Origin of the sequence: Vibrio sp. 10N.261.51.A3 (genome assembly GCF_041471965.1) — a bacterium.
GTDB classification, from domain to species: domain Bacteria; phylum Pseudomonadota; class Gammaproteobacteria; order Enterobacterales; family Vibrionaceae; genus Vibrio; species Vibrio crassostreae_C.
Map to the genome: position 1 here is coordinate 19,663 of NZ_JBFRPK010000041.1, position 15,938 is coordinate 35,600.

A 15,938-nucleotide genomic window follows, 5' to 3' on the forward strand; every position below is an offset into this window, starting at 1 on the left:
GATGCTAACTTAGTTGCATTAACAGTCGGCTGGAATTAGCGAAAAGGAACTTTTGAGTGGAAAAAAGTAATTTCGAGTTTTTAAAGCATCATGACGAATTACTGTTTCGGTTAGCAAACCGTGCAGAGCAATGTTTTGTTCCTGATCCAAATACCACACTGGTTAAGATACGCCAACTGGGTGAAGCATTAGCGCAAAACGTTGCTGCGCGCGTAGGTGTCCAATATGGCAAAGATGAAAACGGGCGAGATATCAGACAAGTCGACCTCTTACGTAATCTTGAGTATAAGTTGACCCTAGACCAGCGTATCAATGACTCTTTCCACACTATTAGAAAGCTTGGAAACACGGCCAATCATGACTTCACTTCGTCGAGCCACCGTGATGCACTTAAAGCATTAGTGTTGGGCCATGCCCTTAGCGCCTGGTATCACACCCTATTTGGCGGGGCTCATGCCAAAGATTTTAAACCACAACCCTTTATAAAACCTGAAGACCCATCTGAGCATGTGCGCAAGCTAGAAGAAAAACTGCAAGCGTTAGAAGTTACCCAGCAGCGAACCTCAGAGCGTCTGAAAGTTGCTGAACAGCTCAAACAAGTTGAAGCAGAAAAATCCGAAGCCTTGAAGAGCCGAGCTGAGCAAATGCAGGCAGAAAGCCAGCTTTGGGAAGAGGTAGCAACAGAGCACGAATCAACGTTAGCCAGCTTCCGTAAGAAGATGGATGAGGCGAATGTTGCCTACTTTATGAAGTTCAATCAGCAAGACAAACCAACTCAAGCCAAAGTCATTGAACAAGTTGAAAAGTCACGCTTAGAACTGAGCGAAGTTGAAACGCGTGTACTCATTGATGAACAGCTCAATGATGCTAAATGGAAAACCGATACGGTTAACTTAAGATATTCAAAAGGCTCGCGACCAATCGCTAATCAAAACCTAGCGATTGCTGAATGGCCAACTTCATCTGGGCCCGCGGACTATGTGTTGTTCTCAGGTCTAACGCCTGTTGCTGTGGTGGAAGCTAAAAAGAGCGCGAAGAACGTATATGGCGCAATTGATCAAGCTAAGCGTTATGCAAAAGGGCTAACAGAGAAAGGTGGGATCACCATTGAAACGACTTACGGAGAGTTTCACGTTCCGATTGTTTTTGCTACTAATGGCCGTCCCTATTTAGAGCAGTTAGAACAAGAAAGTGGTATCTGGTTTTTAGATGTACGTGAAAGCACCAACCGCCGCCGAGCTTTAAAAGGCTGGTACACTCCCCATGAAATCAAAACGTACTTAAGACAAACGCCACAACAGGCCGAGCAAGAACTTGATCAAATGGGTTTTGATTATGATTTGAAGCTACGTGACTATCAGGTAGAAGCGATTAAATCTGTTGAAGAAGCCATTAAGCAAGGGAAAACCAATGCACTGGTAGCAATGGCAACGGGAACAGGTAAAACCAAAACCTGTATTGCGCTGATCTACCGCTTATTAAAGGCTGAACGTTTCCGCCGTATTCTATTTCTTGTCGACCGCTCAGCTCTTGGTGTACAAGCTACTACTGATTTTGGTGAAGTGCGTTTAGAGAATCTCAATACCTTTGCTGATACCTTTGATGTGATTGGCATGGAAGCTGACAAATCTCCTATAGCCAAACCCGAGGACGACACCAAGGTTCATGTCGCCACGGTGCAAGGTTTAGTGAAACGTATTTTGTACCCGAACGATGGTGATACCAAGCCGGGTGTTGGTCAATACGACTGCATTGTGGTTGATGAATGCCACCGCGGTTACCTGCTTGATCGAATATTAAGTGACACCGAATTAGAGTTTCGTGATCAAAAGGATTACCAATCTAAGTACCGTGCCGTTCTAGAATACTTTGACGCTTTCAAAATAGGCTTAACCGCCACCCCTGCACTGCACACTGTCGATATCTTCGGTGAGCCAATTTTTAGCTACAGCTATACCGAAGCCGTATTAGATGGTTACTTAAACGATCACCTTCCTCCGGTTCGTATTCATACTAAGCTAGCAGAACAGGGCATTCATTACGAAGTGAATGACGAAGTTCAAGCTTACAATGTTGAAGACAACACAGTAGAGAAATACAACACGCCGGATGAGCTCGATTTCGACGTATCTCAGTTTAACCGCAAGGTCATTAGTCCGAACTTTACCAAGCAAGTGACCAAGTGGCTGATTGAAAGTGATGCCATTAGCCCTTATTCAGAAGCAAAAACCTTAATCTTTTGTGTTACCGACAAACATGCCGATCAGGTAGTCGAGGCACTAAAAGAAGCGTGTGAACATTATCATGGTGAAGTGGAAGACGATGCCATTCAAAAGATCACTGGAGCCAGTGATAAACCGCTAGAAAAAATCCGTCTGTTTAAGAATGATCGCCTACCTAACATTGCCGTCACGGTGGATTTGTTGACGACGGGTGTCGATGTGCCAAGAATCTGTAACCTGGTCTTCCTGCGCCGAGTGAATAGTCGAATTTTATTTGAACAGATGCTTGGCCGTGCAACCCGTTTGTGTGACGAGATTGGTAAAGGGCCATTTAAAATTTACGATGCGGTAGACATCTATACGCAGTTAGAAGACGTCAACAGCATGAAGCCTGTCGTTACCAACGTGAACGTGACCTTTACCGAACTAGAAAACGAGATGAAGCAAGTGGATGAAGACGAACTTCAAACACTCGCTAAGAACCAGTTCATCGCCAAGCTGCAAGTGAAACGCCGTCACTTAACCGATAGCCAGCGTGATAACTTTGAAACTATTGTTGGTCAATCACCAGAAGACTTCATCCAAGATCTAAAAAAACGACCGTTAAATGAAGTAGCCGAATGGTTTACCCATCACCCAGGTTTAGGTGAATTGCTTGATGCCAAAGTCACAGGCGGAGGAAACCGTCCACCAGTCATTATTTCAGAGCATGATGATGAAGTGACGGGCGTTACTACTGGTTACGGTGATGGCCAAAAACCTGCCGATTATCTGCAAGCGTTTAGCGACTTTGTTAAAGCCAACAGCAACCGATTGATTGCTATTCAAACAGTTGTGCAAAAACCTTGGGAATTAACAAGGAAAAGCCTGAAAGAATTGGCGTTAGAGCTTGAAAAGAACCGCTTTAGAGAACAAGATCTGCAAGTTGCGTGGAACGAAGTGAAAAATGAAGAAATTGCCGCCAGAATCATCGGCTTTATTCGTCAAGCCGCATTAGGTGAAGCACTTATTCCATTTGACCAGCGTGTCGATAAAGCATTAGCGACCATGTTAGCTAGCCAGCAATGGAAGACACCACAAAAGCAGTGGTTAGAGCTTATTGCCAAGCAGATGAAGGCCACCACCATTGTTGACTTGCCCGCATTAGACCAAGGCATTTTTAAACAGCAACAAGGTGGCATTAAACGCGCTAACAAACTTTTTGAACAGCCTATAGAGGATGTTCTACTCCAATTTAACAAAGCACTGTGGTCAGCCCCTCAATCGGAAGCGCCGCAGCAAGCAAAAACAGCGTAACGCTGTGAAACCCAGAAAGGTATTGTATTAATGAGCACTCAAGATCTCGTCGCCAAACTTTGGAATTTATGTAACTTACTGCGTGACGACGGCGTGACTTATCACGAATACCTTAATGAGTTAACCTATCTGGTTTTCTTAAAAATGGTTGATGAAACAGGTCAAGACGAACTGTTACCAAAAGGCTACCGCTGGGAAAACCTAGAAGCCTATAACTCTGCGACACGCCTTGATGAGTATAAACATTTGCTGCTGCACTTAGGCACAAACGGTTCATTGATCACTAAAGCCATCTTTACCAATGCCAGCACGGTTATTCGCAAACCAGCCACGCTAAATAAGCTGGTGGTTGAAATTGATAAGCTCGATTGGTACGCCGCTAAAACCGAAGGGCTAGGCGACATGTACGAAGGCTTGCTAGAAATCAACGCAGGTGAGAAAAAATCCGGTGCAGGCCAGTACTTTACCCCGCGTGTACTCATCGATGTGATGGTAGAGCTGATGAAGCCTAACCTTGATGATGTGATTGTTGACCCAACCGCAGGCACAGGCGGCTTCTTAATCAGCGCGCATAACTACCTAGAAGATAACAATGATATTCAAGGGTTAGAGCCTGCTCCTTATGATAAATACCAACACAAAACCTTTTTTGGTATGGAGCTGGTGCCAGACACTCGCCGCCTAGCCATGATGAACCTAATGCTGCACAACCTTGCTGTGGATGATGAAAACTCAGGCATTTTGTTTGGTGATACGCTTTCCAACGAAGGTAAAGCCCTGCCACCAGCCAGCCTAATTTTAGCTAACCCGCCATTTGGTACCAAGCAGGGCGGCGGTGTTCCAACTCGTGATGATTTGGTGCATTACACCAGTAACAAACAGCTCGCATTCTTACACTTGATGTACCACAAAATGCTTAAACCGGGTGGCCGAGCAGCGGTTGTGCTTCCAGATAACGTGTTGTTTGAAGGCTCTACTGGGCAAACCATCCGTAAAGACTTGATGGAGAAGTGTAATTTACACACTATTCTGCGACTGCCAACGGGCATCTTTTACGCCGCAGGGGTGAAAACCAATGTGCTGTTCTTCTCTAAACCTGAAGATGTCAAGCAAGACAAAGCTCAAACCAAAAACGTGTGGGTGTATGATCTACGCTCTAACATGCCTAAATTTGGCAAACGCACCGTACTGACTAAAAAGCATTTTGAAGAGTTTTACCAAGCAGTAGGCAGTGATTTAACGCAGGTTGATGAAAAGGCTCGCCAAGCATTCATTAGCAGCCACAAAGATGATGCTGATGGTTGTCGCCTGCGTTGTTTTAGCCGTGATGCTATTAAAACCAAAGATGAGTCACTTGACTTTAGCTGGATTCGTGATGAAAACAACGAAGATGTCTCAAAGCTACCTGCGCCAGATGTGTTGATCAATGAAGCGTTGCTTGAAATGGCAGGTGCAATGGAAGAGCTAAAAGCGATTTTAGTGGATTTGGATACGGCGGAAAGTGAAGAGGTGGCTCTGTGAGTGAGTTACCTAAAGGGTGGATTGAAACGACACTTGGAAATGTAGCAAAATGGTCTTCTGGTGGTACTCCAAGCCGCAAGAATACAGCATATTACAATGGGGATGTTCCGTGGGTTAAAACGGGAGATTTGGGAGTACGATATTTAGAAGAAGCTAGCGAGAGTATTTCAAATGAAGGTTTGAAAAACTCCAGCGCTAAGCTGTTCCCTAAAAACTCAGTTGCAATTGCTATGTATGGAGCTACGATTGGCAAAACTTCAATACTGAATATTGAAGCAGCAACTAATCAAGCATGCGGGGTTGCTATTCCAAACGCTTCTTTATCGTCTATATTTTTGTATTACCTTTTAAAAAATGAAAAAGAAGGTTTCATTGCGCGAGGTAAAGGTGGTGCTCAGCCTAATATTTCTCAAACAATAATTAAAGAGTACTCGATTTGGCTACCGCCACTAAACGAACAAATCCGCATTACCAACAAGTTAGATTCTATCCTTGCCAAGGTCGATAAAGCACAAGCTCGCTTAGACAAAATTCCAGCAATCCTAAAACGTTTCCGTCAATCGGTATTGGCTGCCGCAACGTCTGGGGAGTTGACGAAAGAGTGGCGTGCTATTAAAGAAATTGACTTTGAAGAGTGGACTAAGACGAAATTGTCAGAAGTAGCGACTTCTCTTGACCCAAATCCATCTCACCGTTATCCAAAATCCGCTAATTCTGGTGTGCCGATTCTATCTACTCAACAATTTGTTGGTGAATCTGGTTGGACAACAGACAAAGCAAAATTGGTAAATCGTGAGTTCTATGAAGAACGAAAAGAGAAAACTGGTTTTTTTGAGAATGACATCATTTTTGCTCGAAAGGGGCGACTTGGTTTAGCTCGGTTTGCACCTACGAATATGGAATTCGTTTTTAGCCATACAGTGTTTATCGTTCGAGTTTCTGAGAAAGTTCAATCTAATTATTTATTGTGGTACCTCAGAGATGAACAGTCGTTAGAATGGCTTGTGAAAGAAATGAACTCAAATACAGGTGTTCCGACTTTAGGAAAGGGCGTTTTTGAAAAACTTCCGATTAATTTACCATGTGAAGAAGAGCAATCAGAAATTGTATCTCGTATAGAACGGCTTTTTTCTCGTGCGAACAAAATCGAAAAACAATACCTAGACGCTAAAGCTCGTTTAGATCGTCTAACACAATCGATATTAGCCAAAGCCTTCCGAGGTGAGTTGGTGCCGCAAGATCCAAACGATGAACCTGCGGAACAACTGCTAGAGCGTATTCTGAAAGAACGTGAGCAAGTCGCACCTAAAAAGACGACTCGAAAACGTACAACAAAAGCTAAAACGGCAGAGAAAGGATAATATAAGCAATGAATCAATCACTCTCTTTAGTCAACATCAAAGCCAACAACTTTAAGTCGTTGGTGGATTTCTCACTGCCGTTTAGCAAATTTAACTGCTTAGTAGGCTTAAATGGTTCAGGTAAATCGACCGTATTGCAGTTTATTGATTTCCTCTCACAGCAAGTGAGTGGTGACATTGATGAGTGGTTGGATAGCCGTCAATGGAGTGCCAAAGATCTCAATTCGACGCTTACTAAGCAATCCAATATTACTTTTACAGTAGAGCTTTCTTGCTCGGGTAACCCCGTTATTTGGGAAGGCAGTTTCAACCGTAAGGACTTGTACTGTACGACTGAGAAAATTACTTGGGATGGTAAAACGCTACTTAATGTCGCGGATGGTAAGTTCTCACTGCCAACCGAAGATCTTCAAGCGCCCATTACTTTTGCCTACCAAGGTTCAATCCTATCCCAATTACGCGAGAACCAACTTCCGAAGGAGCTAGTGGCGTTCAAATCTTTCTTCAATGAGTTGAATGCACTAGACATGCTTTCCCCAGATATGTTGCGTGATCAACACATCAGCGGTAAGACTCTAGGTGCTGGCGGTAAGATGCTCTCAAGCTTTATCAGCAACATGACAAAAGAAGAGAAATCGAACTTAGTCACAACCTTAAAAGAGCTTTACCCAAGTTTGGTTAAAGTGGATGCAACGGTTCAAAAGTCGGCAGGCACGGTAAAGCTAGAAATAGAAGAAAAGTTTGGTGAGAAGACTATCAAAACAGAAGCTAGGCATATTAACGATGGCTTGCTTCGCTTTATGGCGATTTTTGCTCAACTGACTAAAAAGCAAAGTGCGCTGTTGCTTGATGAAATCGAAAACGGTGTCAATCCAGAGCTTATTGAAAAGCTAGTCGATAGCCTAGTACAAGCCAACACCCAAGTCATTGTCACCACCCATAGCCCTATGATCCTTAACTACATGGAAGATGACGTCGCCAAAAAAGGCGTGGTTTACTTGTATAAAAATAAGGTGGGTGCAACCCAAGCTATCCGACTATTTGACATCCCCTCTATGCAACGCAAGTTGAAGTTCATGGGACCAGGCGAAGCTTACGAAGACACCATGCTTGAGAATCTAGCCTCTGAAATTACCACATTAGAAAACGCAATTGTCCAAGATACTGACAGCTAATAGGAGCATAAAGCATGTATTTAGTTGTCAGCGGTGAAGGCGAAACCGACATCGGAAAAAGCAATGAGGCGATAGGTCCACTCAGTAAACTGATTGATAAGTATATTGAGCCGCATTCTGGATTCTCACTGTTAGAAGCAGGAATGCTAGACGTTGTGCATGAGACTCGAATTACAGAAATCTCACGTGATAGAAAAATAATCAAGCCTTTATCAAGGCGCGGTAAAAAGACTCAACACGAAACTCGTGAGTTTTACAGTGCTGCACGAGCCCTAGCATATGTAGCACAGAGCGCGGATATTCAGCCAAGCCTAGCGGTTTTGTTCCACGATTCAGACAGCAATAAATGGCCTGATTACAATACTAAACGTCTTTCAATTGAACACGGCTTTGAAGCTCAAGGTTTTGACAATGGTGTGCCGTTTGTCGCTCAACCAAAGTCAGAAGCTTGGCTACTCTGTGCATTGAAAAACGGCTATCAGAACTGCGAAGCTTTAGAAGAACGCTCGGGCAACGATGATTCACCTCGTTCTTTAAAAGCCGAGTTAGAAGCGCATTTAGGTGAACCCGCAACTCGAGTTAAACTCAATGAACTTGTCGATGATGGCTTAATCGATCTCGCTCAAATCACAGATATGAAGTCGATGACCGATTTTCAAGAGTCGATGAAAGAAGTGCTAGGGCGTATGCTGGGTAAGCCAATCAAATAAAGTACATTTTCATAATTAAAAATAAGAACAAAGATGAGACTAAATAGGCTTAAATTAATCGGTCAATACAAATCGATTGTTGGAACAGAAGAACATCCTTTCACCTATACCTTTAAGCCCAACAGTGATGGCTATTCACCTATATGCTTGGTTGGCTTAAACGGTTCCGGTAAATCAAACTTCATTGAACTGATCGCTGATATCTTTGGTTACGCCGATAGGTACTTCAACCCGCAGTACGAATGTTCAGAAGACCTCACTTATGATTTTGAAATCGAGTATCAGATTACCGGTGGTTCAGTTTTAAGGACGGTGCTGCTCAAATGTACTAGTTCGAACTTAAAGATGCTTTATCTTGAGGGTGAAAGACCACTTAGTTATGGTGCAAATGGCCTTGAGGATAATCAAGTCGATGAGATGCTCGAACTGTTGCAGGTTTTCAATGAAGTCACGGTCGGCTTTCACGAAATGCTCCCCATCAATGTTATTGCTTACTCATCAGGGAATAATCAAGGCTTGAGTTCAGTCTTCGCGAAAGCCCAGCTTAGCTTTTACAACGTTGTTCGGAAACAGGGCGTATTTCATAGAGAATATGCCAAGCGTTTCGACAATTTAATTACTCGAGAAGATGGGTTTGATGAAAATCAAGTGATTGAGCTGCGTGACTATATTGAAACGAGTTATGAGCGCAACAAATCGCTGTTTGAACCACCATTAGTTTTTGATGACGAAATCGATATTGATGTACCTCTACCATCAATCAAAGCAGAAAGCCCTATCGGTACATTTACAGATCATACCGCCAATCAGTTGTTCTTCATTTCGCTAATGGTCAATGAAAGTGAAGAATTTAAGCGATTCCTAAACGATTACACAAATATCGAAACATTGAAGTCATTTGAGATTGATTTGCGACTGTCGGAGTACCGAGATTTAGATTTCATTAAAGCTGAAGCTATACGACTGCAGCAACTTAGCTGTGATAGTTCGAAGTTCAATGAGGATACTCTCAACGGTGTCCTGAAGTTTGAAGTCAACCAGGACTTTTTTGAAAAAATAGAAAGCTTGTATCTAGAGCGTTCTATGTTCCTAGACAATTTGATGTTCATTAGCCAAATGGTGGCTAAGCGGTGGAGCAGAGACGAAAAACGAACGTTGAAAACGAGTTGTTATGAGCGAAATGTACCTAACATAGCTGGTGGCTTAGCGCCTATTCGATTCGTTAATACAAAGGTTAGGTTAATTAATCCAAATGCAGTTACCCTCTATGATCGTCTCAGTGATGGCGAGCATCAGCTCATTCAAATTATCGGTTCCTTAATACTATTCGGTGACCAACAATCCTTGTTTATCCTTGATGAGCCAGAAAGTCATTTCAATCCTGAGTGGCGTATCGAGTTTGTCGATATCATTAACAAGTACGTTGGCTTATCAAAGTTAGAGCTAATCATCTCAACACATTCGCCTTTTGTCCTTTCAGCATGTAAATCTGAGCGCGTGCTGCACTTTCAGAAAAATCCTGAGGGATGTGTAGCGATTCAATCCCTGGGGAATGTCGAAACTTACGGGGCTTCCTTTGACTCTTTGTTAGCGTCTGTATTTGATTTGGATGTGTTGATTTCTAAGAAACCGCTGTCTGAGCTTAGATCTGGTTTACGAGCCTATGATGAAGGGTTAATGGACGAGCTGGAAACGCTAAAGTGGCTTGAGTCATATGGTGATTCATTTGAAGTGAACTATAGACGTAATCAGATTAAACACAAGATCGCTAGCAATGATCGAGGTGAAGACTAATGCTTTGGCCTGTATTACTCCCTCCACAGTTCTCTCTTTATTGTTTGGACGATATTCATAAGGGCTTCTATCGTCAGATGTTTGCAGCAAATAGTTTTAATGACTGCTTTCCTGAAAACTTTATCAATGTCCTTAGTGGAAGCACCAAAACAAAAGATCGATTCCAAGCGGTATTTTCCGCATACCAAGAATTAGACTCTGACCCTAAGCAAGAGTTTGAAGACGTGTTTGATAACCAAGTGCGCTGCATACAATTTCTTGGTAATACAGCTCCGCAAGTCCTTTTTCCTACTGAAAATATAGCTGATATTTGGGAGCTAGCTAAAAAGCTTGGGGGGTATTTATATTCTACAACTTTGGATCTTGCATGCTTCAAGAATATAACTATAAACCCCGCTGATGACATGTGTTCACATTTTGAGCGGTTTAAGCACGATAACGGTGATGTCTGCTGTTTTTGTGGTACTGAAGAGATGATGGAAGAGCGTAATGTAGAGCCTGAAGAAGGGGCTATCAGCGAAGATGAAAAACAGTGGCGAGCATCGTATGACCACTATTTACCCAAAAAGCACTATCCATTTTTAGCTGTAGATTTTAATAACTTAGTTCCTTGTTGTCAGAAGTGTAATGAGAAAGCTAAGGGTGAGCTTGACGTGTTGCATTGTGATGGAGTTAGGTCGTTAGCTTTTAATCCATACACAGACCATGTTCCGGTTTCTTTAGAGGCTACTTACGAAAGTATCAATGGAACGTTTGCTATGGTTGTTGATATCGAAGGCACCGCTGACCAGCTTGCAGAGAAAGCAGATACGTGGAATCGGACATTTGCAGTGTTGCCTAGGATTAACCACAGACTTAAAAAGTTTAACAGATCTTGGCTAGGCCCTTTATTAAATGGGGTTAATGACGTTGCAAATGCACGTACTGTTTTAAATGATGAAGTGAGGCGTTGTAATCTCGATCAAAAAATTGAAAGAGATGCTTACTTCAAATCCCTTTGTTTTGAGGCCATATCGAATAAACCGGATGGTGATATTTCTTCGTTTATCGAAACAATTAATCAAGTATATGCATGGAGGCGCATTTAAATGGCTATATATTGTGGTGATAACAATTCTTGTTGTTTACTCGAAAATGCGGCTGAATTTAAAGAGATTTGTCTTATTCAAGGCCAATCACTTTTTACGGAACTCGCCGTCTGGAATTCAGCGGCGTGCCGTGAACTCATTGAGTTTTTTGTTGAAAATCTAGAGGAAGGTGAGGGCGACTTCTTAGCTAAACTAGAAACTCAGTTAGATAGCGCCTCACCTGAAGCAAAAGTATTAGCAGCAGAAATGCTATGGCTTATGTTTTTATGTCCTAGTAGTACAGGACCGGCTTCTAAACGCGCCAGCATTGAACGTGTTTTTTCCTGGAGCAGTTTTGAGTTTAAGGATGGGGTAAGAGACAAATACTTATCTTACAAAGCATTGACAGGAATAGGAAAAACTGGAGCTGCATATCAAACAGGCCGATGGCGAGAGCTAGTTTACTTTATTCGCTTGCTAGAAAAGCTATTTAAGTTGAGCAAAGATGAAAGAGCAACTTTGCTAGCGAGTCGTACAGAATTTTCAAGCTGGTTAAATGACATTCCTGGGAATGACAAACGACAATTCCGTCACATGATTTTATATCTATTTTACCCTGAAGAGCAGGAGCGAATTTTCGGTGGCGGACATAGGCAGTCATTGCTTGAGACGTTTTTGAATATTACGCCATCTCAGTATAAAAAAATGTCACCTCTTGATGTCGATAATCGATTGTTAGAGATACGAACTCAGTTTGAGAAAGAGTACGGGACAAAAGAGCTAGATTATTACGTTGAGCCATTAAGCTTAAGGTGGGGTCAAGAAAGCTCTGAAGAGCCTAATGAGATAAAAGAACCTGGACAGGGGTATGAAGTGAAGATCAACGACGTAAACCAAACGCTAAATACAATTCTGTACGGGCCTCCAGGCACAGGTAAAACCTATAACACGGTCAATAAAGCTTTAGAGATTGTTGACCCTGAGTTTTACCATCAAAATAACGATGATAGAGCTGCTATCAAGAAGCGATTCGATGAGCTATTAAACAGTAATCGCATTGGCTTTGTTACCTTTCATCAGAGCTTTAGTTATGAATATTTTGTAGAAGGTTTGAAAGCGACGACTGAAAATAATCAGGTTAACTACGAAATTGAAGACGGTATCTTCAAGCGCTTATGTGAATCTGCTCGTGCGAAACCGACGATAAAAGCAGATCAAGACCATGTTGATATTAGTGGCCGTAACATCTGGAAGATGTCGTTAGGTGATATCGCTGGTGATGATGCTTTTATCTATCAGCAATGTATCGATAGTAGCTGTGTTCTGTTGGGTTATGGCTATGATATCGACTTCTCCGATGCTAATGACCGTAAACAAGTCGCTCAAACCTATCGCAGTAATGGGGTAGAAATTGAGAACGAGAGCTATGACTATCAAGTAACATCGGTCAACAAGTTTAAGAATGAGATGAGCATTGGTGATTTGATTGTCGTCTCGGACGGAAACCGTAAGTTTCGTGCTATTGCAGAAATTACCAGCGATTACTACTTTGATAACTCTTCGGTTGATGATGTTAGTTATTCTCAAGCAAGGAAAGTAACATGGCATAGGGTATACGAACCGTCATTACCAGTTGATGAATTATTCAAGAAAAACCTGTCTCAAATGACTTTGTATCGATTGTATGACACGACCATTGATACAGAAAAACTTCGAGCTATATTACAAGGTAGTGGTGATTCAGATAACGTTGCACCTGGCCGCACGGTAGGTAAGTATCAGATTGAATCAATTTCTGATGAGCTGATTACTATTAGAAAGCCTAATGGTTCTGAGCTTCCAATGCCTAAATCGATTGTTGACGAGCTTTGTGATTTGGTTCGTTCTGGTGATGTTTCTGTTGATGATATTAAACATAAAAGGGTGTTTGATAAAGTAGACACCTTGATGGAGAAGTTCTTAGTAAATGGCTACCCTAATGTTCTCGGACCTTTAGTGGAAGGGATTGTTAGCAAGGGAATATCCTTATCAAATCAAGCTTCTTCAGACCATAGGGTACTGATCATTGATGAAATCAACCGAGGTAACATTTCCAACATATTCGGTGAGTTAATCACTTTGATTGAGCCAAGCAAGAGGGCGGGTGGTAAAGAAGCGCTATCGGTTAAGTTGCCATATTCAAAAGAGGCTTTTTCAGTTCCTGACAACTTACACATCATTGGCACGATGAACACGGCCGATAAGTCGTTGGCTCAGCTAGACATTGCGCTGCGTCGCCGTTTCCAGTTTGAAGAAATGATGACTAACTATGAACTGCTTGCAGAGATTCCACTAATAGATGGTATTGATATTGAGCAGATGGTTCGAGTCATTAATAAGCGAATAGAGCTACTGTACGACCGTGAGCACACGATAGGTCACAGCTTCTTTTTATCACTAAAAGATACCCTGTCGATTGAACATCTGGCTGAAATTTTTGAATTACAGATCCTTCCATTGCTGGAAGAGTATTTCTTTGAAGACTGGGAACGAGTAGCAATGGTTCTGGGTGATCACCTTAAAGCCGATGAGAGTTTGCGCTTTGTTGTTGAGCAATTTGACGCGAACGAAGTCGCTCAGTTAATGGGCGATGATTGGGATCAAACGGGCATACAGCCTTATGTTAGAAACGATCACGCCTTTAACGCTGCCGCTGCATATATTGGTATCTATTCTTAATGTTTAGTCGGAATCATGACTCTGTGATTGCTGTCCGTGAGTTCGGCTTGTTACTCAATGGTGGTGATAAGTCGAGTATTGATTGCCAGTCAATACCGAGTAAAGCGTTTGAGTGGTTGTTGGTCAATGGGCAAAGTAATAATCAAGAGTTAGTTGATCTCATAAAGGTCAAAAAGCAAGGTCGTTCAATTGCTCTGCAAGTTATCAATTATGTTGGGGTATTAGAAACACCCTGCGGCACTCGGATTGAAATTCTTCCTAAAATATCAGAGAAGGAAGATAACCAAACAGCCACGAAAGTGCTTCTCAAGATGCTTTCAACGGTCCATAAACTTAACATACATAGGTTTGAAAACTCTTCGCTACAAGCGTTAAACAGACCATTGTTTGAAATATTGATTGGTTATTTCTTGAAAGATGTTTCGGATGTCATTAAGAAAGGGATTCGAAGCCAGTACACAAGAGTTCAAGATCGTAAACCTTACTTAAAAGGTCAGTTACAAACATCAAAGCAAATAAACCAACGACCGGGTTGCTTAAATAGCTTTCACATTGTTTACGATGAATTTTCTTCAGACAGAGCAGAAAATAGATTGATGCGCTCAGCACTGAGCCAGGTGATGAAGTGGTCAAAAAATAGTGACAACTTACGCTTAGGAAGTGAATTACAATTCGCTCTTGATGATATTCCGCACTCAGAAAACCATGCATTAGATTTTCGCCAATGGTCCAATGAACGATCTTTAATTCATTATCGAACTGTGAAGCTTTGGTGCGAGTTGATTTTAAGTTACCAATCACCAGTATCCCTTTCTGGGCAACATAATGGAATTTCGATGCTTTTCCCTATGGAGAGTCTCTTTGAGCGTTATGTAGCGATTAAACTAGGGAAGTCACTGTCGCATTCTCTCAAATTGAAAACTCAAGCGAGTAGTTGCTCGTTAGTCACTCATACGCCCCGTTCAGGAAAACCTCAAGAGTGGTTTAAGCTCAAGCCTGATATTGTTGTTAGCGAGAAAAATTCGCATGAGCCGTTCTATGTGGCAGATACTAAGTGGAAGCGAATTAACGAGAAACTAGCAACGGCTAAGCATAAGTATGGGATTAGCCAGTCTGACATGTATCAAATGTTCGCCTATGGTCAAAATTATTTAGGTGGTTCAGGCGTGATCTATCTTATCTACCCAGCTTATGAGCACTTTAATGAATCTTTACCGCCATTTAGATTTGATGAGAACCTGTCGGTAAGGGTAATCCCTTATGATCTTACGAATGATGAATGTGAATTACTGGATATTGAAATGTTGCTACCTGAGCTTTCGAGCTAAATCACGTATATCGTTATTTACTCGATTAGACTGGAGTACTAAATCAAGTGCATCGAGCTCTCTGCCGTTTTCAAAGATTAACTTTGCGTTCCCGACTCGAATGGCGGCACCAGCTTCATTGCTGACTTTTTTTCTTACAAGGGTTTCAATGGTATCTGCACGTGAAATCCTTCCAGCAGTGAAATTTTGGAAAAGTTCATAGTTGGATACAAAAGCGGCCTTGCCAACGGATTTTAATTTTTTGTCTAGTTCGATGTCGTCCATGTGATGCTCCATATTTTATGCGATTTAGCTCTGGTAAAATTATAGTCGGTTTCTAGCAACCATCAGGATATAGCAGGATGAAAAAATCTGCTTCTTTCTGCTAGTACAGTTCCTTTGAAATCAGTTTGTGCTGAAGTAACACCAGAAGTAACATCATAAAGCTAGATTTTCATAATCTTTATATTAATCAAAAAGATAGGATTGATAGTCGAGTCCAGTAGCGGCACCAAATTCGTTCTTTCTGAACAAGCAAAAAGCCCACCTAGCGTGGGCTTTTTTGTGTCTGCGTTTCTGGAAAGTACCTTAAATAGCATCATTCTTGTCTGTAAGCGTGTCATGAACACCGCATTCTAATCTTTCAGCACGAAGAATAAGATCATCTCTCCAACCCAAAGGAGAGTTGAAATGGTAAAACGACGCACCAACCTAGAATGGCAATCACTGTTTGAACAATATGAAAGTAGCAGTGTTACCCAACGCGC

At 42.0% G+C, this 15,938-nt stretch carries 10 protein-coding genes and 1 pseudogene; 10 read left to right on the plus strand and 1 reads right to left on the minus strand.

Translation table 11 applies throughout. The annotated features are described in order from the left end of the window. Window positions 1-56: 56 nt before the first annotated feature. From hsdR to AB4371_RS11080, 9 genes are read left to right on the plus strand one after another with little or no spacing between them, the layout of a single operon-like run. Complete coding sequence (gene hsdR, locus AB4371_RS11040) at window positions 57-3,518, plus strand: type I restriction-modification system endonuclease (RefSeq protein ID WP_372149713.1); 3,462 nt, start codon at window positions 57-59, stop codon at window positions 3,516-3,518. 30 nt (window positions 3,519-3,548) lie between these two features. Continuing rightward, window positions 3,549-5,039, plus strand: a complete 1,491-nt coding sequence (locus AB4371_RS11045) for an N-6 DNA methylase (protein WP_372149715.1) — start codon at window positions 3,549-3,551, stop codon at window positions 5,037-5,039. Next, window positions 5,036-6,400 carry a restriction endonuclease subunit S gene (locus AB4371_RS11050; protein WP_372149718.1) on the plus strand — a complete coding sequence of 455 codons (1,365 nt, stop codon included), beginning with the start codon at window positions 5,036-5,038 and terminating at the stop codon, window positions 6,398-6,400. The genes AB4371_RS11045 and AB4371_RS11050 overlap by 4 nt, the downstream gene beginning before the upstream one ends. 8 nt (window positions 6,401-6,408) lie before the next feature. Then, window positions 6,409-7,575 (plus strand): AAA family ATPase, encoded by a 1,167-nt coding sequence (locus tag AB4371_RS11055; RefSeq protein ID WP_372149721.1) that lies wholly within the window; start codon window positions 6,409-6,411, stop codon window positions 7,573-7,575. Window positions 7,576-7,589: 14 nt separating this feature from the next. Continuing rightward, entirely contained in the window at window positions 7,590-8,285 is a 696-nt protein-coding gene (locus AB4371_RS11060) for a hypothetical protein (protein ID WP_372149723.1), read from the plus strand. A 33-nt stretch (window positions 8,286-8,318) separates the two neighbouring features. Next, entirely contained in the window at window positions 8,319-10,079 is a 1,761-nt protein-coding gene (locus AB4371_RS11065) for an AAA family ATPase (protein WP_372102189.1), read from the plus strand. Beyond that, window positions 10,079-11,167: a hypothetical protein gene (locus tag AB4371_RS11070; protein WP_372102188.1), complete on the plus strand. Its 1,089-nt coding sequence runs from the start codon at window positions 10,079-10,081 to the stop codon at window positions 11,165-11,167. Before AB4371_RS11065 ends, AB4371_RS11070 begins: the two co-directional genes overlap by 1 nt. Continuing rightward, window positions 11,168-13,864: an AAA family ATPase gene (locus AB4371_RS11075; protein WP_372149726.1), complete on the plus strand. Its 2,697-nt coding sequence runs from the start codon at window positions 11,168-11,170 to the stop codon at window positions 13,862-13,864. It abuts the gene before it with no gap. A 23-nt stretch (window positions 13,865-13,887) separates the two neighbouring features. After that, window positions 13,888-15,192, plus strand: a complete 1,305-nt coding sequence (locus tag AB4371_RS11080) for an McrC family protein (RefSeq protein ID WP_372102186.1) — start codon at window positions 13,888-13,890, stop codon at window positions 15,190-15,192. On the opposite strand, the gene AB4371_RS11085 is transcribed toward AB4371_RS11080, so the two are convergent. Further along, window positions 15,172-15,456 carry a hypothetical protein gene (locus AB4371_RS11085; RefSeq protein WP_372102185.1) on the minus strand — a complete coding sequence of 95 codons (285 nt, stop codon included), beginning with the start codon at window positions 15,454-15,456 and terminating at the stop codon, window positions 15,172-15,174. The two genes, AB4371_RS11080 and AB4371_RS11085, sit on opposite strands and share 21 nt — an antisense overlap. Window positions 15,457-15,861: 405 nt before the next feature. On the opposite strand from AB4371_RS11085, the pseudogene AB4371_RS11090 reads away from it, so the two are divergent. Next, a pseudogene (locus tag AB4371_RS11090) lies at window positions 15,862-15,938 on the plus strand (IS66 family insertion sequence element accessory protein TnpB); the annotation flags it as partial.

Bases quoted from the DNA above. Each gene is read 5' to 3' on its own strand.
- AB4371_RS11045 (WP_372149715.1), top strand. From the start codon at position 3,549: ATGAGCACTCAAGATCTCGTCGCCAAACTTTGGAATTTATGTAACTTA.
- AB4371_RS11055 (WP_372149721.1), top strand. From the start codon at position 6,409: ATGAATCAATCACTCTCTTTAGTCAACATCAAAGCCAACAACTTTAAG.
- AB4371_RS11060 (WP_372149723.1), top strand. From the start codon at position 7,590: ATGTATTTAGTTGTCAGCGGTGAAGGCGAAACCGACATCGGAAAAAGC.
- AB4371_RS11065 (WP_372102189.1), top strand. From the start codon at position 8,319: ATGAGACTAAATAGGCTTAAATTAATCGGTCAATACAAATCGATTGTT.
- AB4371_RS11070 (WP_372102188.1), top strand. From the start codon at position 10,079: ATGCTTTGGCCTGTATTACTCCCTCCACAGTTCTCTCTTTATTGTTTG.
- AB4371_RS11075 (WP_372149726.1), top strand. From the start codon at position 11,168: ATGGCTATATATTGTGGTGATAACAATTCTTGTTGTTTACTCGAAAAT.
- AB4371_RS11085 (WP_372102185.1), bottom strand. From the start codon at position 15,456: ATGGACGACATCGAACTAGACAAAAAATTAAAATCCGTTGGCAAGGCC.